29 protein-coding genes and 1 tRNA gene are annotated in these 21089 nt (G+C 63.9%); 4 read left to right on the forward strand and 26 right to left on the reverse strand.

The annotated features are described in order from the left end of the window. Positions 1-215: DUF4113 domain-containing protein (locus tag HPS01S_RS13945; protein ID WP_157576316.1), on the forward strand; the 215-nt coding region annotated here is incomplete at its 5' end. Positions 216-444: 229 nt separating this feature from the next. Here the strand turns inward: HPS01S_RS13945 and HPS01S_RS13950 are convergent. The 26 genes from HPS01S_RS13950 to HPS01S_RS14075 all read right to left on the reverse strand — a co-directional run bounded on the left by HPS01S_RS13950 (position 445) and on the right by HPS01S_RS14075 (position 17352). Continuing rightward, positions 445-521 (reverse strand) — tRNA-Met (locus HPS01S_RS13950). Positions 522-538: 17 nt separating this feature from the next. Further along, a complete protein-coding gene (gene rplQ / locus HPS01S_RS13955; protein ID WP_066157198.1) occupies positions 539-934 on the reverse strand; it encodes a 50S ribosomal protein L17 in 396 nt (131 codons plus the stop codon). A gap of 71 nt (positions 935-1005) precedes the next feature. Continuing rightward, positions 1006-1992, reverse strand: coding sequence for a DNA-directed RNA polymerase subunit alpha (locus HPS01S_RS13960; RefSeq protein ID WP_066157201.1), 987 nt, complete (start codon positions 1990-1992; stop codon positions 1006-1008). Positions 1993-2086: 94 nt separating this feature from the next. Further along, complete coding sequence (gene rpsD, locus HPS01S_RS13965; RefSeq protein WP_066157718.1) at positions 2087-2710, reverse strand: 30S ribosomal protein S4; 624 nt, start codon at positions 2708-2710, stop codon at positions 2087-2089. Positions 2711-2896: 186 nt separating this feature from the next. Next, complete coding sequence (rpsK, locus tag HPS01S_RS13970) at positions 2897-3301, reverse strand: 30S ribosomal protein S11 (protein ID WP_066157204.1); 405 nt, start codon at positions 3299-3301, stop codon at positions 2897-2899. 17 nt (positions 3302-3318) lie between these two features. Then, complete coding sequence (rpsM, locus tag HPS01S_RS13975; protein ID WP_066157205.1) at positions 3319-3684, reverse strand: 30S ribosomal protein S13; 366 nt, start codon at positions 3682-3684, stop codon at positions 3319-3321. Positions 3685-3707: 23 nt separating this feature from the next. After that, on the reverse strand, positions 3708-3821 hold the full coding sequence (rpmJ, locus tag HPS01S_RS13980) for a 50S ribosomal protein L36 (protein ID WP_066157211.1): 114 nt from the start codon (positions 3819-3821) through the stop codon (positions 3708-3710). Positions 3822-3862: 41 nt separating this feature from the next. Continuing rightward, positions 3863-4081 carry a translation initiation factor IF-1 gene (gene infA, locus HPS01S_RS13985; RefSeq protein ID WP_009514918.1) on the reverse strand — a complete coding sequence of 73 codons (219 nt, stop codon included), beginning with the start codon at positions 4079-4081 and terminating at the stop codon, positions 3863-3865. Between the two features lie 15 nt (positions 4082-4096). After that, positions 4097-5404 carry a preprotein translocase subunit SecY gene (gene secY, locus HPS01S_RS13990; RefSeq protein WP_066157213.1) on the reverse strand — a complete coding sequence of 436 codons (1308 nt, stop codon included), beginning with the start codon at positions 5402-5404 and terminating at the stop codon, positions 4097-4099. A 26-nt stretch (positions 5405-5430) separates the two neighbouring features. Further along, the gene (gene rplO / locus HPS01S_RS13995) at positions 5431-5862 is read right to left on the reverse strand and encodes a 50S ribosomal protein L15 (RefSeq protein WP_066157216.1); all 432 of its coding nucleotides are present in this window, start codon (positions 5860-5862) and stop codon (positions 5431-5433) included. Between the two features lie 28 nt (positions 5863-5890). Continuing rightward, a complete protein-coding gene (gene rpmD, locus HPS01S_RS14000; RefSeq protein ID WP_066157720.1) occupies positions 5891-6073 on the reverse strand; it encodes a 50S ribosomal protein L30 in 183 nt (60 codons plus the stop codon). 11 nt (positions 6074-6084) lie between these two features. After that, a complete protein-coding gene (rpsE, locus tag HPS01S_RS14005; protein WP_066157220.1) occupies positions 6085-6603 on the reverse strand; it encodes a 30S ribosomal protein S5 in 519 nt (172 codons plus the stop codon). Between the two features lie 18 nt (positions 6604-6621). Further along, positions 6622-6987: a 50S ribosomal protein L18 gene (rplR, locus tag HPS01S_RS14010; RefSeq protein ID WP_066157223.1), complete on the reverse strand. Its 366-nt coding sequence runs from the start codon at positions 6985-6987 to the stop codon at positions 6622-6624. 11 nt (positions 6988-6998) lie between these two features. Beyond that, positions 6999-7532: a 50S ribosomal protein L6 gene (gene rplF / locus HPS01S_RS14015; protein WP_066157226.1), complete on the reverse strand. Its 534-nt coding sequence runs from the start codon at positions 7530-7532 to the stop codon at positions 6999-7001. Between the two features lie 24 nt (positions 7533-7556). Then, complete coding sequence (gene rpsH / locus HPS01S_RS14020) at positions 7557-7952, reverse strand: 30S ribosomal protein S8 (protein ID WP_066157229.1); 396 nt, start codon at positions 7950-7952, stop codon at positions 7557-7559. A gap of 18 nt (positions 7953-7970) precedes the next feature. Further along, positions 7971-8276, reverse strand: coding sequence for a 30S ribosomal protein S14 (gene rpsN / locus HPS01S_RS14025; RefSeq protein WP_066157231.1), 306 nt, complete (start codon positions 8274-8276; stop codon positions 7971-7973). A gap of 8 nt (positions 8277-8284) precedes the next feature. Further along, positions 8285-8824: a 50S ribosomal protein L5 gene (gene rplE / locus HPS01S_RS14030; protein ID WP_066157723.1), complete on the reverse strand. Its 540-nt coding sequence runs from the start codon at positions 8822-8824 to the stop codon at positions 8285-8287. 2 nt (positions 8825-8826) lie between these two features. Continuing rightward, entirely contained in the window at positions 8827-9147 is a 321-nt protein-coding gene (gene rplX, locus HPS01S_RS14035) for a 50S ribosomal protein L24 (RefSeq protein ID WP_066157232.1), read from the reverse strand. 9 nt (positions 9148-9156) lie between these two features. Next, entirely contained in the window at positions 9157-9525 is a 369-nt protein-coding gene (rplN, locus tag HPS01S_RS14040) for a 50S ribosomal protein L14 (RefSeq protein ID WP_009514936.1), read from the reverse strand. 191 nt (positions 9526-9716) lie between these two features. Beyond that, positions 9717-11288, reverse strand: a complete 1572-nt coding sequence (locus tag HPS01S_RS14045; protein WP_066157236.1) for a glycerol-3-phosphate dehydrogenase/oxidase — start codon at positions 11286-11288, stop codon at positions 9717-9719. A gap of 76 nt (positions 11289-11364) precedes the next feature. Next, positions 11365-13098, reverse strand: a complete 1734-nt coding sequence (locus HPS01S_RS14050) for an ABC transporter substrate-binding protein (RefSeq protein ID WP_066157238.1) — start codon at positions 13096-13098, stop codon at positions 11365-11367. Positions 13099-13196: 98 nt separating this feature from the next. Beyond that, entirely contained in the window at positions 13197-13505 is a 309-nt protein-coding gene (locus HPS01S_RS14055) for a DUF2160 domain-containing protein (protein ID WP_066157242.1), read from the reverse strand. Then, positions 13505-14317, reverse strand: coding sequence for a carbohydrate ABC transporter permease (locus HPS01S_RS14060; protein ID WP_066157245.1), 813 nt, complete (start codon positions 14315-14317; stop codon positions 13505-13507). The genes HPS01S_RS14055 and HPS01S_RS14060 overlap by 1 nt, the downstream gene beginning before the upstream one ends. Beyond that, the gene (locus HPS01S_RS14065; protein WP_066157248.1) at positions 14314-15204 is read right to left on the reverse strand and encodes a carbohydrate ABC transporter permease; all 891 of its coding nucleotides are present in this window, start codon (positions 15202-15204) and stop codon (positions 14314-14316) included. Before HPS01S_RS14065 ends, HPS01S_RS14060 begins: the two co-directional genes overlap by 4 nt. Beyond that, complete coding sequence (locus HPS01S_RS14070; RefSeq protein WP_066157251.1) at positions 15201-16271, reverse strand: ABC transporter ATP-binding protein; 1071 nt, start codon at positions 16269-16271, stop codon at positions 15201-15203. The genes HPS01S_RS14065 and HPS01S_RS14070 overlap by 4 nt, the downstream gene beginning before the upstream one ends. Position 16272: 1 nt before the next feature. Continuing rightward, complete coding sequence (locus HPS01S_RS14075) at positions 16273-17352, reverse strand: ABC transporter ATP-binding protein (RefSeq protein WP_066157254.1); 1080 nt, start codon at positions 17350-17352, stop codon at positions 16273-16275. 159 nt (positions 17353-17511) lie between these two features. Here HPS01S_RS14075 and HPS01S_RS14080 point away from each other — a divergent pair, with 159 nt between their 5' ends. The 3 genes from HPS01S_RS14080 to proC are packed head-to-tail and all read left to right on the forward strand — an operon-like array spanning position 17512 to position 20670. After that, positions 17512-18288: a DeoR/GlpR family DNA-binding transcription regulator gene (locus tag HPS01S_RS14080; RefSeq protein ID WP_066157256.1), complete on the forward strand. Its 777-nt coding sequence runs from the start codon at positions 17512-17514 to the stop codon at positions 18286-18288. A 31-nt stretch (positions 18289-18319) separates the two neighbouring features. Beyond that, the gene (gene glpK / locus HPS01S_RS14085; RefSeq protein WP_066157257.1) at positions 18320-19813 is read left to right on the forward strand and encodes a glycerol kinase GlpK; all 1494 of its coding nucleotides are present in this window, start codon (positions 18320-18322) and stop codon (positions 19811-19813) included. A 29-nt stretch (positions 19814-19842) separates the two neighbouring features. Beyond that, a complete protein-coding gene (gene proC, locus HPS01S_RS14090; RefSeq protein WP_066157260.1) occupies positions 19843-20670 on the forward strand; it encodes a pyrroline-5-carboxylate reductase in 828 nt (275 codons plus the stop codon). Positions 20671-21089 lie beyond the last annotated feature (419 nt).

The raw sequence follows: 21089 nt of genomic DNA on the forward strand, positions 1-21089 counted from the left end.
CGGACATGGAGCCAGTGCAGGAATTGGAGACCCCAAGAGACCGGTCACGGCTGATGGTGGCCATGGATGTCATCAACCAGCGCTACGGCAAAGGGACCTTGCATGTCGGCTCTACCGGGCAGACGGCACCGTCGCGGACATGGGGCATGAAGCAGGAAAGGCGCACGCCGCAGTACACGACGCGGCTGGAGGATGTGCCGGTGGTCAGGGCTTAGGAACGCCAATGAGCTCCATTGGCCTTGTGACGAGGTAGGGTCGACACAGCTTGAGCGCAAAAATAGATGCCCAACGGTCACTAAATCTGCGACCTGTATCCATCTGCCCAAAGGTCACAAACCAAAACGGGTATCTTGTGACGGCACAGACCTCGTCACAAACCTCGACACAGAAACAAAAAACCCGCCTCGCGGCGGGTTCTAAGACAAGCTAATTGCTTGATTTTATTGGTTGCGGAGGCAAGATTTGAACTTGCGACCTTTGGGTTATGAGCCCAACGAGCTACCAGGCTGCTCCACTCCGCGTCAAGCCTTGTATTCTATCACGCTTTTGCGTCGTCGGCGGCAGGTGCAGCATCTTCTGCACGATCCACCAGTTCGACCAAGGCCATGGGAGCGTTGTCGCCCACGCGGAAGCCCATCTTCAGGATGCGGGTGTAGCCACCAGGACGGGCCTTGAAGCGCGGGCCCAGTTCGTCGAACAGCTTGACGACCACATCGCGGTCGCGCAGGCGGTTGAAGGCCAGGCGGCGGTTGGCCACGGTGGCTTCCTTGGCCAGAGTGATCATGGGCTCGACCACGCGGCGCAGTTCCTTGGCCTTGGGCAGGGTGGTCTTGATGACTTCGTGCGTGAGCAGCGAGTTCATCATGTTGCGCAGCATCGCCTGGCGGTGCTCGCTGGTGCGGTTGAGTTTGCGAAGTCCGTGTCCGTGACGCATGGTGATTTCCTTTCAGTGTTTTGCCCCCAGCCGGATCAGGTACTGGGGGTTCGTCAGACGTTGATGACGGTTCAGTGCTTGTCGAGACCAGCCGGCGGCCAGTTCTCGAGCTTCATGCCCAAGGTCAGGCCGCGCGAAGCGAGCACTTCCTTGATTTCGTTGAGCGACTTGCGGCCCAGGTTGGGGGTCTTGAGCAGCTCGTTCTCGGTGCGCTGGATCAGGTCACCGATGTAGTAGATGTTCTCCGCCTTGAGGCAGTTGGCCGAACGAACAGTGAGTTCGAGTTCGTCCACAGGACGCAACAGGATGGGGTCGAACTGCTGCGAGCTGCGTTGTGCAGGCTGATCGAACGCCGACAACTCCACGCCTTCCAGCTGGGCAAACACCGCCAGCTGCTCGACCAGAATCTTGGCCGATGCGCGCACAGCTTCCTCGGGACCGATGGAGCCATTGGTCTCGATCTCCAGAACCAGTTTGTCCAGGTCGGTGCGCTGTTCAACGCGGGCGCTCTCGACGGTGTAGCTCACACGCTTGACCGGGGAGAACGAGGCGTCGAGGACGATACGACCCAGCGAACGCGATGCGTCGTCGTTGCGGCGCAGGCTGCCAGGCACGTAGCCGCGGCCCTTTTCGACCTTGATCTGCATGTCCAGCTTGGCTCCCGCCGACAACGTCGCGATGACATGGCCGGGGTTGACGATTTCGACGTCGTGCGGGGTCTGGATGTCGGCGGCGGTGACCACACCTTCACCGTCCTTGCGCAGGCTCAGGGTGACTTCGTCGCGGTTGTGCAGCTTGAAGACCACACCCTTGAGGTTCAGGAGCATGTTGACGACGTCTTCCTGGACGCCATCGATGGAGGAGTACTCGTGCACCACACCAGCGATCGTCACTTCGGTCGGCGCGTGGCCCACCATCGACGACAACAGCACACGGCGCAGGGCGTTGCCCAGGGTGTGGCCGTATCCGCGCTCGAAAGGCTCCAGCGTCACCTTGGCGCGGTTGGTCGAGACTTGCTCGACATTGATGGTTTTGGGCTTGAGCAGATTGTTCAGCATTCAAACTTCCTTCAGTTCCCTCGGCTCGTTACACCGATAAGGCAGACGGAGCATGGCCCGGCCTCGCCAGAAACGACGACGACCGGGAACGAAATTAACGCGAGTACAGTTCGACGATCAGCGATTCGTTGATCTCAGCACCGAACTCGTCACGGTCCGGCGTCTTCTTGAAGACACCTTCGACCTTGTCGGCCGAGACTTCCACCCATGCGGGGAAGCCAATCTGCTTGGCCAGCTCCAGGGCTTCGATCACGCGGGCCTGCTTCTTCGACTTCTCGCGCACGGCGATCACATCACCGGGCTTGACCGAGTAGGAAGGAATGTTCACCGGGCTGCCATTGACGGTGATGGCCTTGTGCGACACGATCTGGCGTGCTTCGGCACGGGTCGATGCAAAACCCATGCGGAACACCACGTTGTCCAGGCGCGATTCCAGCAGGAACAGCAGGTTGGCGCCAGTGTTGCCACGACGGCGGTCCGCCTCGGCAAAGTAGCGGCGGAACTGGCGCTCCAGCACGCCGTAGGTGCGCTTGACCTTCTGCTTTTCACGCAGCTGCAGACCGAAGTCGGAGGTGCGCTGGCCAGAGGTACGGCCGTGCTGGCCGGGCTTGGAGTCGAACTTTGCCTTGTCGCTGATGGAACGGCGTGCGCTCTTGAGCAACAGGTCGGCGCCTTCACGGCGGGAAAGTTTGGCCTTGGGGCCGAGGTAACGTGCCACGTTGGTTTCCTTGTTGATAGTCTGCCGCAACCCACACCAGCCGGTGTCATTGCGGGAGCTCTTCCCTGACGGGAGAAGCGGTGGGCTTAGCAAAAATGCCACCGCAGGCGACTGCGGTGGCGCTCAAAAAAAGCTTTTGATTGTAACGCTTTCCTGTCCTCCGTCACAGAGGCAGGAAGCGCCCCATCAGATGCGGCGGCGCTTCTGAGGGCGGCAACCGTTGTGCGGCACGGGCGTCACATCGGAAATCGAATTGATGCGGATACCCAAGGCACCCAAGGCGCGCACGGACGATTCACGGCCAGGACCCGGCCCCTTGATCTCGACATCCAGGTTCTTGATGCCTTGCTCAATGGCGGCACGACCAGCCACTTCCGAGGCCACCTGAGCAGCGAACGGGGTGGACTTGCGCGAGCCCTTGAAGCCCTGACCTCCCGACGAAGCCCACGACAGCGCGTTGCCCTGACGGTCGGTGATGGTGATGATGGTGTTGTTGAAGGACGCGTGCACGTGCGCAATGCCGTCCGCCACGTTCTTGCGGACTTTCTTGCGGACGCGGGCCGCTGCCGAACTGCTTGGAGCTTTAGCCATGTTTCTCTTTCAACCGATTATTTCTTGAGCGACTGGGCAGCCTTGCGGGGACCCTTGCGCGTGCGGGCGTTGGTCTTGGTGCGTTGACCGCGCACCGGCAGACCACGGCGGTGACGGAAGCCACGGTAGCAACCGATGTCCATCAGACGCTTGATGTTCATCGTGGTCTCGCGACGCAGGTCCCCTTCAATGGTGAAGGTGCCGACCTGATCGCGCACCTTCTCGAGTTCCGCGTCGGTCAGGTCCTTGATCTTCTTGCTGTAGTCGATGCCACAGGCTTCGCAGATCTTGCGAGCGCGGGTACGACCGATACCGAAGATTGCCGTCAGGCCGATCTCGGCGTGTTTGTGCGGCGGGATGTTAATGCCTGCAATACGAGCCATGTTGGTTCCTCTGAACTTCCGAATCAGCCTTGACGCTGCTTGTGGCGCGGGTCGGTGCAGATGACCCGCACGACACCCTTGCGCTTGATGATCTTACAGTTGCGGCACATTTTCTTGACCGAAGCCGAAACTCGCATAGTCTTCTCCTAGATATTCCAAAACATTCAATGCCGACTGGTCACTTCGCCCGGAACACAATTCGTGCTCTGGTCAGGTCATAGGGAGTCAGCTCCACCTTGACCTTGTCGCCGGGGAGGATCCGGATGTAGTGCATCCGCATCTTGCCGGAGATGTGCCCGAGCACCACATGTCCGTTTTCCAGTTTGACCCGGAAGGTTGCGTTTGGGAGGTTTTCAACCACCTCCCCCTGCATTTCAATCACATCGTCTTTGGCCATACGACAGCGCCGACATCAGGATTTGAAGTTGGCCTTTTTCAACAGTGATTCGTACTGCTGGGACATCATGTAGTTCTGCACCTGGGCCATGAAGTCCATGGTGACCACCACGATGATCAGCAATGAAGTACCACCGAAGTAGAACGGCACGTTGTACTTCAGGATCAGGAATTCCGGCAGCAAGCAGACTGCAGTGATGTAGATAGCGCCAGCCAGTGTCAAACGAAGCAGAATCTTGTCGATGTAGCGGGCTGTCTGGTCACCGGGACGAATCCCGGGAATGAACGCGCCACTCTTCTTCAGGTTGTCGGCCGTTTCGCGGCTGTTGAACACGAGCGCCGTGTAGAAGAAGCAGAAAAACACGATCGCTGCGGCGTACAAGGCAACATAGATCGGTTGTCCTGGCGATAGAGCAGACGCGATGTCACGCAGCCAGCGCGTGGAATCCCCTGTGCTGATCCAGCTCACCACCGTGGTCGGCAGCAGGATGATGGACGACGCGAAGATGGGCGGAATTACACCGGCCATGTTCAGCTTCAGGGGCAGGTGCGAAGACTGACCACCGTATACCTTGTTGCCGACCTGACGCCGTGCATAGTTCACCAGAATCTTCCGCTGGCCGCGTTCGACGAACACCACGAAATAGGTGACCAGAATCACCAGCGCGATGATGAAGAGCGAAACCAGGATGTTCATGGCGCCCGTGCGCACGAGCTCGAGAAGCCCACCGATCGCATTCGGCAGCCCCGCCGCAATACCAGCAAAGATGAGGATGGAAATGCCATTGCCCAATCCGCGCTCGGTGATTTGCTCGCCCAGCCACATCAGGAACATGGTCCCAGCCACCAGACTCACCACCGCCGTGAGGCGGAACGCCATGCCCGGATCGATCACCAGCCCCGCCTGTCCTTCCAGCGCCAGGGCAATGCCCATAGCCTGGAATATAGCCAGACCCAGCGTTCCGTATCGGGTGTACGCGGTGATCTTGCGACGACCGGCCTCACCCTCCTTTTTCAGCTGCTCGAATGTCGGGACCACATAGGTCATCAACTGCATGATGATCGACGCCGAGATGTACGGCATGATCCCCAGAGCGAAGACTGTGAAGCGCGAGAGAGCGCCACCCGAAAACATGTTGAACAGGCTGAGGATGCCGCCCTGCTGGCCCTTGAACAGCTGTTCCAGTTGGGCAGGGTCGATCCCGGGCACAGGGATGTGTGCGCCGATCCGGTAAACCACCAAGGCCAGCAACAGGAACACCAGCCGGCGACGCAGGTCGCCGAACTTGCCTGTCTTGGCCAGGGTCGTGGAGCCAGTAGCCACAGATTGCCTTTTGCTTGCGATCTGAATCAGGCCAGCGAGCCGCCAGCGGCCTCGATGGCAGCCTTGGCACCGGCGGTTGCGCCGATGTCCTTGAGCTTGACCGCGCGGTTGATTTCACCGGTCTTGATGACCTTGACGCGCTTGGCCAGCTGAGCCACCAGGCCAGCCTGCTTGAGCACCAGAAGATCGATCTCGGCGGCATCCACCGTGTTCAGGTCTGCCAGGGTCACTTCGGCATTGAACTGGAGTTGCGCAGACTTGAAACCACGCTTGGGCAGGCGACGCTGCAGCGGCATCTGGCCGCCTTCGAAACCGACCTTGTGATAGCCACCAGAACGCGATTTCTGACCTTTGTGGCCGCGACCGGCCGTCTTGCCCAGGCCGGAGCCAATGCCACGGCCGACGCGACGCTTGGCGTGCTTGGCACCCGCTGCGGGTTGAATGGTGTTGAGTTCCATGACGAATGAGTCCTCTTCGGTCGGGTGCTCAGAGCACCTTCACCAGGTAGGCGATCTTGTTGATCATGCCGCGCACGGCGGGCGTGTCCTGCAGTTCGCTGACGCTGTTGAGCTTGCGCAGACCCAGGCCACGAACGGTGTCGCGGTGCGACTGCTTGGTGCCAATCGGGCTGCGCACCAGTTGAACCTTGACGGTGTTTTGAGTGGTCATGATCGTTCCCATCAGCCCAGGATCTCTTCAACCGACTTGCCGCGCTTGGCGGCCACGTCGGCAGGAGTCGTGGAATTTTTCAGAGCGTCCAGCGTGGCACGCACCAAGTTGTAGGGGTTGCTCGAACCATGGCTCTTGGCCACGACGTCAGTGATACCCAGCACCTCGAATACGGCACGCATCGGACCGCCGGCGATGATGCCGGTACCCTTGGCAGCGGGCAGCATCATGACATTGGAGGCGCCGTGCTCGCCATGCACCGCATGGTGCAGTGAACCGCTCTTGAGCGACACCTTGATCATGTTGCGGCGAGCCTGCTCCATGGCCTTCTGGACGGCCACAGGCACTTCGCGAGCCTTGCCCTTGCCCATACCGACACGGCCGTCGCCATCACCAACCACGGTCAGCGCAGCAAAACCGAGAATACGACCACCCTTGACCACCTTGGTCACGCGGTTGATCGCGATCATCTTTTCGCGCAGACCGTCGTCGTTGCCTTCGTTCTTTACGTTTGCCTGAAATTTAGCCATTTTGTGTATCCCGTCTGATCAGAACTGCAGACCGGCTTCACGAGCCGCATCGGCGAGGGCCTTGACACGGCCGTGGTAGGCAAAACCGGAACGATCGAACGCCACCTTTTCGATACCAACGGCCTTGGCCTTTTCGGCAATGCGCTTGCCGATCAGGGCCGCAGCGGCGGCATTGCCGCCTTTGCCGGCGGCGCCCAGCTGGGCGCGCACTTCGGCCTCGGCGGTCGAAGCGGAAGCCAGCACCTTGGCACCATCGCCGGAGATGACGTTGGCGTAGATGTGCAGGTTGGTGCGGTTCACGGTCAGGCGAACAGCGCCTTGCTGCGCAATGCGGATGCGCGTCTGACGGGCCCGACGGAGACGTTGCTCTTTTTTGGTCAACATGATCCTGGTCCTTATTTCTTCTTGGTTTCCTTGATCACGACCTTCTCATCCGCATAGCGGATGCCCTTGCCCTTGTAGGGCTCGGGCGGGCGCACGGCGCGCACTTCGGAAGCGATCTGGCCCACGCGCTGACGGTCAGCGCCTTTGATGACGACTTCGGTCGGCGTCGGGGTTTCAACCTTGATGCCGGCAGGCATTTCAATCTCAACCGGATGCGAATAACCGACGCTCAGGTTGAGCTTGGCACCCTGGGCTTGGGCCTTGTAACCCACACCGATCAGGGACAGCTTCTTTTCGAAGCCCTTGCTCACACCGACCACCATGTTGTTCACCAGCTGACGCATGGTGCCGGACATGGCATTGGCTTCCCGCGAATCGTTCGTAGGGATGAACGACAGCGAGCCAGCGTTGTTCTCGACCTTGACCAGCGCGTTTTGCGCCAGAGCCAGGGCACCGAGCGTGCCCTTGACGTTGATCAGGTCGTCCTTGATGGCCACTTCGACCCCTGCGGGGACGGAGACTGGCTGCTTACCAATACGCGACATTTCAGTTGCTCCTCAATGCCCGCATCAGGCGACGTAACACAGGACTTCACCACCGACACCGGTGGCGCGGGCCTTGCGATCGGTCATCACGCCCTTGGGAGTGGTGACGATGGCGACGCCCAGGCCGTTCTGCACTTGGGGCAGCGCGTCACGGCCGCGGTAGATGCGCAGGCCAGGCTTGCTCACGCGCTCGATGCGCTCGATCACAGGACGGCCGGCGTAGTACTTCAGGGCGATTTCGAGTTCGCTCTTGCCGCCTTCGGTCTTCACCTGGAAGCCGTCGATGTAACCCTCGTCCTTCAGGACCTGGGCAATGGCCGCCTTGACTTTGGACGCCGGCATCGACACGGTGGTCTTTTCGACCATCTGCGCGTTGCGGATGCGGGTCAACATGTCAGCGATAGGATCACTCATGCTCATTTGTGGTTCTCCTAGGGCTTACCAGCTGGCTTTGGTGATGCCGGGGATCTCGCCGGCAAAGGCCATCTCGCGGACCTTGGCACGGGCCAGGCCGAAGTAGGCAAACGTGCCACGCGGACGACCGGTGATCTCGCAGCGGTTGCGCTGACGGGTCGGATTGGCGTTGCGGGGCAGCTTCTGCAGCGCCAGACGGGCCGCATCGCGCGCTTCGTCGCTTTGCTTGGCGTCGTTGGCGGTCGCCTTCAGTTCGGCGTATTTCTTGGCGAACTTGGCGGCGAGCTTCTCGCGCTTGAGTTCACGTTGGAGTAGTGCTTGTTTAGCCACGCGCCACCTCAGTTCTTGAACGGGAAACGGAAACCAGCCAGCAGTGCCTTGCACTCTTCGTCGGTCTTGGCGGTTGTCGTGATGCTGATGTTCAGGCCGCGCAGGGCATCGACCTTGTCGTACTCGATCTCGGGGAAGATGATCTGTTCTTTGACGCCGATGTTGTAGTTGCCACGGCCGTCAAATGCCTTGCCCGAAATACCACGGAAGTCGCGCACGCGCGGCAGAGCCACAGTGACAAAACGGTCCAGGAATTCGTACATGCGGGCGCCACGCAGGGTCACCATGCAGCCGATGGGCTGTTGCTCGCGGATCTTGAAGCCAGCAATGGCTTTCTTGGCCTTGGTCACCACGGGCTTCTGGCCAGCGATCTTGGTCAGGTCGCCAACAGCGTTGTCCATGATCTTCTTGTCGGCGACCGCCTCGCTCACACCCATGTTCAGGGTGATCTTGGTGATGCGGGGCACCTGCATCGGGGACTTGTAGCCGAACTTCTGGGTCAGCTCGGGCGCAACCTTGTCGCGGTAGATTTCTTGAAAGCGTGTCATGGTCATGCCACCTTGATTTCTTCGCCGCTGGACTTGTAGACGCGCACCTTGTTGCCGTCGGCCAGCTGCTTGATGCCCACGCGGTCAGCCTTGCCCGTGGCGCCATTGAAGATGGCCACGTTGGACTGGTGGATGGACATGGTCTTTTCCACGATGCCGCCGGTCACACCCTTCATGGGGTTGGGCTTGGCATGCTTCTTGACGATGTTGACGCCCTCGACGACCACACGGTCGTCAGATGCGCGCTCAAGCACCTTGCCGCGCTTGCCTTTGTCGCGCCCGGCGATGACGATGACCTCGTCGCCCTTACGAATCTTGTTCATGATGAATCCTCAGAGAACCTCGGGGGCCAGGGACACGATCTTCATGAACTTCTCGGTACGCAGTTCACGCGTGACCGGGCCGAAGATGCGGGTGCCGATCGGCTCCAGCTTGGCGTTGAGCAGCACGGCGGCATTGCCGTCGAATTTGATCAGGGCGCCATCCTGGCGACGGATGCCCTTGGCGGTGCGAACCACCACAGCGTTGTAAACCTCGCCTTTTTTGACGCGGCCACGGGGCGCTGCTTCCTTGATGCTGACTTTGATGACATCGCCCACACTGGCGTAACGGCGCTTGGAACCACCGAGCACCTTGATGCACATCACGGACTTGGCACCCGTGTTGTCAGCAACATCGAGTCGAGATTGCGTTTGGATCATTTGATTTAAGTCCCAACTTGAATCCTTCCGGCCACCACGGCTGGAAGTGATCAGTCTTGGGCCCGTCGTAGCCAACCACCCCGAAAGGATGGCCCGCGTCGCTGGGCAGAAAGCTTCGCCTTTTACAGCGAAGCCGCGGATTATTGCACTGCGAGATCAGTCTGTCAACTGTTCTTTGGTCACAGCCGGCCTCAGGTCGCGGCGGCCGGTGGCAAGTAGCTGGCGCACAGCGACTCGAACTCGGCCAGCGAAGGCCGGTCACAGCCCTCCTCTGCCAGGATCTCCGCCACACGCGGCGCCATGGCAGCGGCGGCGAGGGCATCCAGAAACAAAGCGCGCCAGCGCCGGGCAAGCACATCTTCAACAGTGTGCGCATACTCACTTCTGACAGCATACCGCACCATCGCCTCGGTGAGCCCCAGCCCCAGGGTTTGATCCGCGCCGGGGCAGGCCTGCACCTCATCGGCGTGCTGCCCGTACAGGTGCAGACCGGGGCCAGCATGCAGCGGCACCACCGCCCGCCCCGCGACGGGCGCGCCGTCCAGCGCATGGCGTTCTGTCTGCCCCCCCGGCCTGCGCGTCAGCAGGCCCGCGGCAAAACAGCGCTCCATGACATCGTCCGCCATGGCCCGGTAGGTGGTCCATTTGCCGCCGGTGACCGTCAGCAGCCCGCTGGGCTCCACCACGATGGTGTGTTCCCGCGACAGCACCTTGGTGCCTCCTCCGTCGTCCTTGGGCGGCGCCACCAAGGGGCGCAACCCGACCCACACACTGCGGATGTCGTGCCTCTGAACCGGACGGCGCAGCACATGGGCCGCTTCACCCAGGATGAAATCCAGTTCTTCCGCGAACGGCTGCGGTTCACGCGGCAGGTCCTGGCGGGGGGTGTCGGTGGTGCCCAGCACCAGTTTGCCCAGCCAGGGCACTGCAAACAGGACGCGGCCATCGCGCGTCTTCGGCACCAGCAATGCGTGGTGGCCGTTCAGGAATTCGCGGTCCACGACCACGTGCACCCCCTGGCTGGGGCTGACCATGCGGTCGGCGCCCGCGCTGCCCGGCGGACCGGCGCGGGCCCGCAGCGCATCGACCCAGACGCCGGTGGCGTTGATCACGCATCCGGCCTCGACCCGGCGAGAATGCCCGGACAGGCGGTCGCGGACGGTCACGGAGAAACCGGGCTCCGTCCGCTCCAGCGCCTCCACCTCGGCGTAGTTGAACAGCTGCGCCCCGGCGTTCTGAGCGGTTCGGGCCAGCGCCAGCGCAAGCCGGGCGTCGTCGAACTGGCCATCCCAGTACTGCACACCGCCCTTGAGCCCTTCGGGATTGACGCCGGGCAGGGCCTGCAGGGTCTGCGCCCGGCTGAGGAACTCCGTGCGCCCCAGGCCGGCGCGCCCTGCCATCAGGTCGTACAGTTTGAGCCCGGCGCCGTAGAACGGCGTCTGCCACCAGGCGTAGGAAGGCATGACGAACGGCAGCGGCTGCGCCAGGTGCGGCGCGATGCGCAGCACGGTGGCCCGTTCCGCCAGCGCCTCACGCACCAGGGCCACATTGCCTTGCGCGAGGTAGCGCACGCCACCGTGCAGCAGCTTGGTGGAGCGCGAAGAGGTGCCGCCCGCGAAGTCGTGCGACTCGAACAGGGCGACGGAGAACCCACGCAGCGCCGCGTCCAGCGCCACACCCAGGCCGGTGGCGCCCCCGCCGACCACCACCAGATCAAACCGGGGTTGGCGGGCCAGGGACTGAAGGCGTTCTACGGGATTCATGAATCAGAGGGTGACCGCACACACCCACCAGGGGTGCGTGCGGAGGTTTTACATCAGACCGGAAGACAGCATCCGGTCAACGCGCCTTGCCGGCCTTCCAGGCGTCCAGCAGGGTCTGGTAGGCGATGGTCTCGCCCTTCGGCTTCTCGTTGGCCAGCTTCTTCCACGGCGCCGACTTGTCGGAAAGCCACTTGTCGGCGCTTTCCTTCTTGTTCAGCTTGGGCGGGCACTGCGCCATGCCGGCGCGCTCCAGGCGCGCGAGCACCTCGTCCATCTCCTTGGCCAGATTGTCCATCGCACCCTGCGGGGTCTTCTCACCCGTGACAGCCTGCGCCACGTTCTTCCACCACAGCTGGGCCAGCTTGGGGTAGTCGGGCACGTTGGTGCCGGTGGGCGACCAGGCCACGCGGGCCGGGCTGCGGTAGAACTCGACCAGGCCACCCAGCTTGGGCGCCATGTCGGTCATGGCCTTGCTCTGGATGTCGGACTCGCGGATCGGGGTCAGGCCGACGATGGTCTTCTTGAGCGAGGTGGTCTTGGCGGTCACGAACTGGGCGTAGAGCCAGGCAGCGGCCGTCTTGTTGGCGTCATGTCCCTTGAAGAAGGACCACGAACCCACGTCCTGGTAGCCGTTCTGCATGCCCTGCTTCCAGTAGGGGCCGTTCGGGCCTGGCGCCATGCGCCACTTGGGCGTGCCATCGGCGTTCACCACGGGCAGGCCGGGCTTGACCATGTCCGCCGTGAAGGCGGTGTACCAGAAGATCTGCTGCGCGATCTGGCCCTGGGCCGGCACGGGACCGGCTTCGCCGAAGGTCATGCCGGTGGCTTCCTTGGGCGCGTACTTCTTCATCCAGTCGACGTACTTGGTCAGCGCGTAGACGGCCGCGGGCGAGTTGGTGGCGCCACCGCGCTCGACCGAAGCGCCCACCGGCGTGCACTTGTCGGCCGCCACGCGAATGCCCCATTCGTCGATCGGCAGGCCGTTGGGCGCGCCGATGTCGGCGGTACCGGCCATGGACAGCCAGGCGTCGGTGAAGCGCCAGCCCAGCGACGGGTCCTTCTTGCCGTAGTCCATGTGGCCGTAGATCGGCTTGCCGTCGATGGTCTTGACGTCGTTGGTGAAGAACTCGGCGATGTCCTCGTAGGCGGACCAGTTCAGCGGCACACCCAGGTCGTAGCCGTACTTGGCCTTGAACTTGTCCTTGAGGTCCTTGCGCTCGAACAGGTCGGCACGGAACCAGTACAGGTTGGCGAACTGCTGGTCGGGCAGCTGGTACAGCTTGCCGTCGGGCGCGGTGGTGAACTTGGTGCCGATGAAATCCTTGATGTCGAGACCGGGGTTGGTCCACTCCTTGCCCGCGCCGGCCATGTAATCGGTCAGGTTCATCATCTTGCCGTAGCGGTAGTGGGTACCGATCAGGTCCGAGTCCGAAATCCAGCCGTCGTAGATGGACTTGCCCGACTGCATCGAGGTCTGCAGCTTCTCGACCACGTCGCCTTCCTGGATCAGGTCGTGCTTGACCTTGATGCCGGTGATTTCCTCGAAGGCCTTGGCCAGCGTCTTCGATTCGTACTCGTGGGTGGTGATGGTCTCGGACACCACCGAGATCTCCTTCACGCCCTTGGCCTGCAGCTTCTTGGCGGCGTCGATGAACCATTTCATCTCGGCCAGCTGCTGGTCCTTGCTCAGCGTGGAAGGCTGGAACTCGCTGTCGATCCACTTCTTGGCGGCGGCCTCGTCGGCCCAGGCCGCGTGGCTGCCCAGGGCGCAGAGCGCGGCCAGCGCGAGCGCGTTGTATCGCAATTTCATCGTGTCTCCTTCTCTCGGGTTGATGTGAACGCTGCCCCTCATGGTTCTGGGTGACCACGGCCCCGGGGCAGCGCCGGGCCGTATTCCCTCGAAACGGTTCAGCCCTTGCGCATCACCAGCGCCAGGGCCAGCATGGACAGCACGAAGCTGATCCACACACTGGGCTCCTCCTCCAGCGACATCAGCTCGGCCATCCACTCGGCCGCGCCGACGAACACCAGGTTGATGTAGGCCGCCAGCAGCAGACCGATGAAGAGCCGGTCGCCGCGCGTGGTGGCCATCGGCAGGAAGCCCTTGCGCAAAGTCGTGGGAGAGCGGATCTCCCACACGGTCATGCCGATCAGCATCAGCACGATGCAGGTAAAAAAGACGGCCACCGGCGTGGTCCATGCCATCCACTCGAACATCACACCCTCCCCATGGCAAAGCCTTTGGCGATGTAGTGCCGGACGAACCAGATCACGATCGCCCCCGGCACGATGGTCAGCACACCCGCCGCGGCCAGCGTGGCCCAGTCCATGCCGCTGGCACTGACGGTGCGCGTCATGGTGGCGACGATGGGCTTGGCGTTGACGCTGGTGAGCGTGCGTGCCATCAGCAGTTCCACCCAGCTGAACATGAAACAGAAGAACGCCGCCACGCCCACACCCGCCTTGATCAGCGGCAGAAAGATGGTGATGAAGAAGCGCGGGAAGCTGTAGCCGTCGATGTAGGCGGTCTCGTCGATCTCGCGCGGGATGCCCGACATGAAGCCTTCCAGAATCCACACCGCCAGCGGCACGTTGAACAGCAGGTGCGCCAGTGCCACCGCGATGTGCGTGTCCATCAGGCCCACCGTGGTGTAGAGCTGGAAGAAGGGCAGCAGGAACACCGCCGGCGGCGTCATGCGGTTGGTCAGCAGCCAGAAGAAGACGTGCTTGTCGCCCAGGAAGCTGTAGCGGCTGAAGGCATAGGCCGCGGGCAGCGCCACGGTCAGCGAGATCACCGTGTTGATGCACACGTAGATCAGGCTGTTGATGTAGCCCGAGTACCAGCTCTCGTCGGTGAAGATGAGCTTGTAGTTGTCCCAGGTGAACGCCTGGGGCCAGAGGCTGAAGCTGCTGAGGATTTCCTGGTTGGTCTTGAAGCTCATGTTGACCATCCAGTAGATGGGCAACAGGGCGAAGACCAGGTAGGCGATGAGGAACAGCGTCCTCTTCTTGAATCGACGCTCGTTCACGATTGCACCTCTTTCTCGGTCTGGCCGAGGCTCTGCATCCAGTTGTAGAGCACGAAGCAGAACAGCAGGATGATGAGGAAATAGATCAGGGAGAACGCAGCGGCGGGACCGAGGTCGAACTGGCCGACCGCCTTCTGTGTCAGGTACTGGCTGAGGAAGGTGGTGGCGTTGCCGGGGCCGCCACCGGTGAGCACGAAGGGCTCGGTGTAGATCATGAAAGAGTCCATGAAGCGCAGCAGCACCGCGATCATCAGCACGCCGCGCATCTTGGGCAGCTGGATGTAGCGGAACACGGCGAACTTGCTGGCGCCGTCGATGCGCGCCGCCTGGTAGTAGGCGTCGGGGATGCTGCGCAGGCCGGCGTAGGCCAGCAGCGCCACCAGCGGCGTCCAGTGCCACACGTCCATCAGCAGCACCGTGAGCCAGGCGTGCGTGGCGTCGCCGGTGTAGCTGTATTCGATGCCCAGGTTCTGCAGGGCGTGGCCCATCAGCCCGATGTCGGCGCGGCCGAAGATTTGCCAGATGGTGCCGACCACGTTCCAGGGAATCAGCAGCGAGAGGGCGACGATCACCAGCGTGGCCGAGGCCTTCCAGCCCTGGGCCGGCATGGCCAGCGCGAGCGCGATGCCCAGCGGGATCTCGACCGCCAGCACCGCCATGGAGAACTTCATCTGGTTCCACAGAGCGGCGTGCAGGTCCTCGTCGCGCATCACACTGGCGAACCATTCGGTGCCCACGAAGACGCGGCGCTCGGGCGAGATGATGTCCTGCACCGAGTAGTTCACCACCGTCATCAGCGGCAGGATGGCCGAGAAGGCCACGCAGATGAAGACGGGCAGGATCAGGAACCAGGCTTTCTGGTTGACGGGTTTGGTCGTGGTGCTCATGCCACCAGCTCCTCGTTTTTGTAGAAACAGGTGTGCTCACCCAGCACCTGCGCACCGACCTCGTCGCCCACGGCGGGCAGCGCCGCATCCGGCGCCAGGCGGGCTTTGAGGGTCTGGCCGGCCGCGTCCAGCGTGACCAGGAAGTAGGTGCCGATGTCCTGCACTTTCTGCACCGTCGCGGGCAGCGTGGCCGCGGCACCGGCGGGCGCCAGCGCCAGGTACTCGGGGCGGATACCCAGGCGCAGCGAGCCTTCGGGCAGCGCCTGCGGCGCCGCCAGCTGCCGGCCGCCGAGCTGCAGCTGTCCGCCCATGGCCTGCACCTCCAGGAAGTTCATGCCCGGCGAGCCGATGAAGTGGCCAACAAAGGTGTGCGCGGGGCGCTCGAACAGCGCGTCGGGCGTGCCCAGCTGCACCACCTTGCCGCGTGTCATCACTACCACCTGGTCGGCAAAGGTCAGGGCCTCCACCTGGTCGTGGGTGACGTAGATCAGCGTGAGCTTCAGTTCGTGGTGGATCTGCTTGAGCTTGCGCCGCAGCTGCCACTTCAGGTGCGGGTCGATCACCGTCAGCGGCTCGTCGAACAGCACGGCCGACACATCGGGCCGCACCAGGCCGCGGCCCAGCGAGATCTTCTGCTTCTGGTCGGCACTGAGCCCGGCGGCGCGCATGTCCAGCTGGTGGCTCATCTCCAGCATCTCGGCGATCTGGCCCACCCTGGCCTTGATCTGCTGCGCCGGCACATGGCGGTTCTTCAGAGGAAAGGCCAGGTTCTCAGCCACGGTCATGGTGTCGTAGATGACCGGGAACTGGAACACCTGGGCGATGTTGCGCTGCTGCGGCGTGGCGCGCGTCATGTCCTGTCCGTCGAACTTCACTGTGCCGTGCGACGGCACCAGCAGGCCCGACATGATGTTGAGCATGGTCGTCTTGCCGCAGCCCGAGGGGCCGAGCAGCGCGTAGGCGCCGCCGTCCTCGAAGCTCATGTTCAGCGGCAGCAGCGCGTAGTCGCTGTCTTCCTTCGGGTTCGGCCGGTAGGAGTGGGCAAGGTCGAGATCGATGCGGGCCATCTCAGACTCCCTTCGCGCGTTGCGGCGCCACCAGCAGGTCGCCGGATTCGTTGAAGGCGTACACCTGCGCCGGGTTCACGTGCAGGGTGATCGCGCTGCCCAGGGCGAAGTCGTGCACGCCGGTGAGCTGGGCGACGATCTCGCCGACCGCCGTGTGCACATGCACAAAGGTGTCGGAGCCAGAGATCTCGGCCAGTTCCACCTGGCCGGCCAGCGCCACGTCGCCCGGGCGCGGCGCCACGCGCACGGCGCTGGCGCGCACGCCCAGGGTCAGCGCGCGGGTGGCGCGCTGCGGCAGCTCCACGGCCAGCAGCGGGCCGCCTTTGAGCTGCGCGCCGCCCTCGGCCACCTCGGCGGCCAGCAGGTTCATCGGCGGATCGCTGAAGGCGCGCGCCACGCGCAGCGACTTCGGGCGGTGGAACACCTCGGCCGTGGGGCCGTACTGCAGCAGCTCGCCCTGGTCGAGCACCGCGGTGTAGCCGCCCAGCAGCAGGGCCTCGCCCGGTTCAGTGGTGGCGTAGACCACGGTGGAGTCGCCAGCGGCGAACAGCTGGGTCAGCTCTTCGCGCAGCTCCTCGCGCAGCTTGTAGTCCAGGTTCACCAGCGGCTCGTCCAGCAGCATCAGGGGCGCGTTCTTGGCCAGCGCGCGCGCCAGCGCCACGCGCTGCTGCTGCCCGCCCGAGAGCTCCGCCGGCAGGCGTTCGAGGAACACCTCGATGTGCAGCCGCGCGGCCAGCTCGCGCACGCGCCGGTCGATCTCGGCCCGCGGCCGGCCACCGAGCTTGAGCGGCGAGGCGATGTTGTCGAACACCGTCATCGACGGGTAGTTGATGAACTGCTGGTAGACCATGGCCACGTTGCGCTCGCGCACCGGGGTGCCCGTGACGTCGCGCCCGTCCACCAGCACACGGCCCGAGGTCGGCACGTCCAGGCCGGCCATGAGGCGCATCAGGCTGGTCTTGCCCGCCTGCGTGGCGCCCAGCAGCACCGTGACGGCGTCCGGCGCCGGACTCAGACTCATCGGGTGGAGGTGGACCGAAGGCCCGACCGTCTTGCCCACCTGCTCCAGGGATAGCTGCATTCGATGTCCAGAAGAGGGCCCGCGGGCCTGTTGTTTTATTTTCGTTTCGCCGATTCTATTGTTCGTTTTTGTTCTTCTTGATTCGGTATTTACCCTTAACAGTCGCATATCCTTTTCCGTTATGTTCGGAGCACCCCGATCCCCGACCGCACGATGTCCATGAACCTGGCCCCCCGACACACCCACCTGCTGGACGTGGTGCGCACCCACGGCCCGCAGACCATCGAAGCCCTGGCCGAGCGCTTTGGCGTCACCCTGCAGACCGTGCGCCGCGACGTGCAGCGCCTGGCCGAAGCCGGCCTGCTCTCGCGCTTTCATGGCGGCGTGCGCCTGCCCGGCTCGACCACCGAAAACATCGCCTACCGGCAGCGCCAGGCCATGGAGTCCGAGGCCAAGACCCGCATCGCCCGGTCCATCGCCCAGCGCGTGCCCAACGGCTGCTCGCTGATCCTGAACATCGGCACCACCATCGAGGCCGTGGCGCGCGAGCTGATGCAGCACCGCGGCCTGCGTGTCATCACCAACAACCTGCACGTGGCCGCCCTGCTCAGCGCCAACCCCAGCTGCGAGGTGATCGTGGCCGGCGGACAGGTGCGCGGCGCCGACCAGGGCATCGTCGGCGAGGCCACGGTGGACTTCATGCGCCAGTTCAAGGTCGACATCGGCCTGATCGGCATCAGCGGCATCGAGGCCGACGGCACGCTGCGCGACTTCGACTACCGCGAAGTCAAGGTCGCGCGCACCATCATTGGCCAGTCGCGCGAGGTCTGGCTGGCGGCCGACCACAGCAAGTTCAACCGCCCGGCGATGGTGGAACTGGCGCGGCTGGACGAGGTGGACGTGCTGTTCACCGACGAACCGCCGCCACCGCCTTTCGACACCCTGCTGACCCAGGGCGACGTGGAATGCGTCGTCGCGGGTCGCGAGGCCAGCTGACACCTTCGAAGAATCAGAGACGAGACACCCCATGACTTACCTGCTGGCCCTGGACCAGGGCACCTCCAGTTCGCGCAGCATCGTGTTCGACCAGGCCGGCCATGTGGTCGCGATGGCGCAGCGCGAGTTCCGCCAGATCTACCCGCAGCCGGGCTGGGTCGAACACGACCCGCGCGACCTCTGGACCACGCAGCTGGAGACGGCGCGCGAAGCCCTGGCCAAGGCCGGCCTGAAGGCCGCCGACATCCGCGCCGTCGGCATCACCAACCAGCGCGAGACCACGGTGGTGTGGAACCGCAAGACGGGCGAGCCGGTCTACAACGCCATCGTCTGGCAGGACCGCCGCGCCGAATCCACCTGCGCCGCGCTGCGCGAACGTGGCCTGTCCGAGCCCGTGCTGCAGAAAACCGGCCTGCGCATCGACGCCTATTTCTCGGGCACCAAGCTGCAGTGGATCCTGGACCACGTGCCCGGCGCGCGCGCGCAGGCCGAGGCCGGCGAGCTGGCCTTCGGCACCGTCGACAGCTGGCTGATCTGGCAGCTCACCGGCGGCGCGGCCCACGTGACCGACCACAGCAACGCCGCGCGCACCATGCTGTTCAACGTGCACACCCAGCGCTGGGACGAGGAACTGCTGGCGGCCATGACCATCCCCGCGGCCATGATGCCCACCGCCCTGCCCTCCAGCGCCCACTTCGGCGAGGTGCGGCCCGAGTGGCTGGGCGGCCCGCTGGTGATCGGCGGCGTGGCCGGCGACCAGCAGAGCGCGCTGTTCGGCCAGGCCTGCTTCTCCGCCGGCATGGCCAAGAACACCTACGGCACCGGCTGCTTCATGCTGATGCACAACGGCGAGCGCTTCCAGACCAGCCAGAACGGCCTGATCACCACCGCCGCCGCACAGCCGCCCGGTCCGCCCCAATACGCCTTCGAGGGCAGCGTGTTCATCGGTGGCGCCGTGGTGCAGTGGCTGCGCGACGGGCTGCGCGCCATCCCGTCCAGCAGCGAGGTGCAGGCGCTGGCCGAGAGCGTGCCCGACGCCGGCGGCGTGATCATGGTGCCAGCCTTCACCGGCCTGGGCGCGCCCTACTGGCAACCCGAGAGCCGCGGCGCCATCGTCGGCCTCACGCGCGGCAGCACCATCGCCCACATCGCGCGCGCCGCGCTGGAGAGCATCGCCTTCCAGAGCGCCGCCCTGCTCGACGCCATGAGCCGCGATGCCGTGGCCAGTGGCGGCGTGCCGGTGGCCGAGCTGCGCGTGGACGGCGGCGCCTGCGTCAACGACCTGCTGATGCAGATCCAGGCCGACCTGCTGGGCATTCCCGTGGTGCGGCCGGCCGTGATCGAGACCACCGCCCTGGGCGCCGCCTACCTCGCGGGTCTGCAGTGCGGTGTGTACGCCGGGCTGGACGAACTGTCGAAACAGTGGCGCGCCGAGCGCGTGTTCCACCCCACGCTCTCGCGCGAGCGGGCGGCGGAAAAGATGGCCGAATGGGAACACGCGGTGCGGCAGACCACCGCGCCCTGAGCGCTCAACGCCTCGGGGACAATGGCGGCATGAACACCTCCACCCACCCCCTCATCACCTTCATCGGCGGCGGCAACATGGCCAGCGCCATCATCGGCGGCCTGGTCCGCCAGGGCCACCCGACCAGCGCCCTGCAGGTGGTCGAGCCCTGGGACGAGCAGCGCGCGAAGCTGACGCAGCAGTTCCCCGGCATGACCGTGCTGCCCGCCGCCAGCGCCGAGCTGAAACCGTCCGACCTGGTGGTCTGGGCGGTCAAGCCGCAGACCTTCAAGGACGCCGCCGCGGCCGCCCGCGACCATGTGGACGGCGCGCTGCACCTGAGCGTGGCCGCCGGCATCACCAGCGAGAGCATCGCCACCTGGCTCGGCACCGAGCGCATCGTGCGCGCCATGCCCAACACCCCGGCCCTGGTCGGCCTGGGCATGACCGGCCTGATGGCGCGCGCCGCCGTGAGCGCCGACGACAAGGCGCTGGTCGAGCGCGTGGTGCGCACCACGGGCGAGCTGGTATGGGTGAATGTGGAAGCCGACCTGGACGCCGTGACCGCGCTCTCGGGCTCCGGCCCCGCCTACGTGTTCTATTTTCTCGAAGCCATGCGCGACGCGGGCGCCCGCATGGGCCTGGCGCCCGAGGTGGCGCAGCAACTGGCCATCGGCACCTTCATCGGCGCCGCCACCCTCGCCCAGCGCTCAAACGATCCGCTGCAGACCCTGCGCGAGCGCGTCACGTCCAAGGGCGGCACGACCTACGCCGCCATCACCTCGATGGATGCGTCGGACATGAAGGCGCTGTTTGAAAAGGCTCTGGTCGCCGCGCAGATTCGCGCCGCCGAACTGGGCGCGGAGTTCGGCAAGTAGTCGTCGCTCGGCTCACGGACGCAGTGCGCTCTGCTTCGCAGATCGCAAACATGGCCAGTCAGGTTTGTCGATTCGGCTGTACCTGTCCGTGTATCCAGCTGAGTGCGCTATAGGACTGATTTCAAAGAAATTTAGGAGGTGTCATGCGACTTTGTTTAAAGACTGCGAAAAGTGCTCCCCGCCGAATTGCGGGTTAAACAAATCTCAGCTCATGTCCACTGACGCTTGGTTCGCAGATCTCCTACCCACTAAATGGGCTCGGCGGATCGCCGGACTCACACTTCTCTCGGTGGCAGGCGCCTACAACCTGCCATCTCTCTTGCCGCCGTCGTTCCTCCCAGCGGCCCCTGAACTGCTGTTCTCTCTTCGCATCATCTTGGCACTGACCACAGCGCTGGTCGGTGTTTTGGTTGTTCTCG

This window comes from Hydrogenophaga pseudoflava NBRC 102511 (assembly GCF_001592285.1).
GTDB classification, from domain to species: Bacteria; Pseudomonadota; Gammaproteobacteria; order Burkholderiales; family Burkholderiaceae_C; genus Hydrogenophaga; species Hydrogenophaga pseudoflava.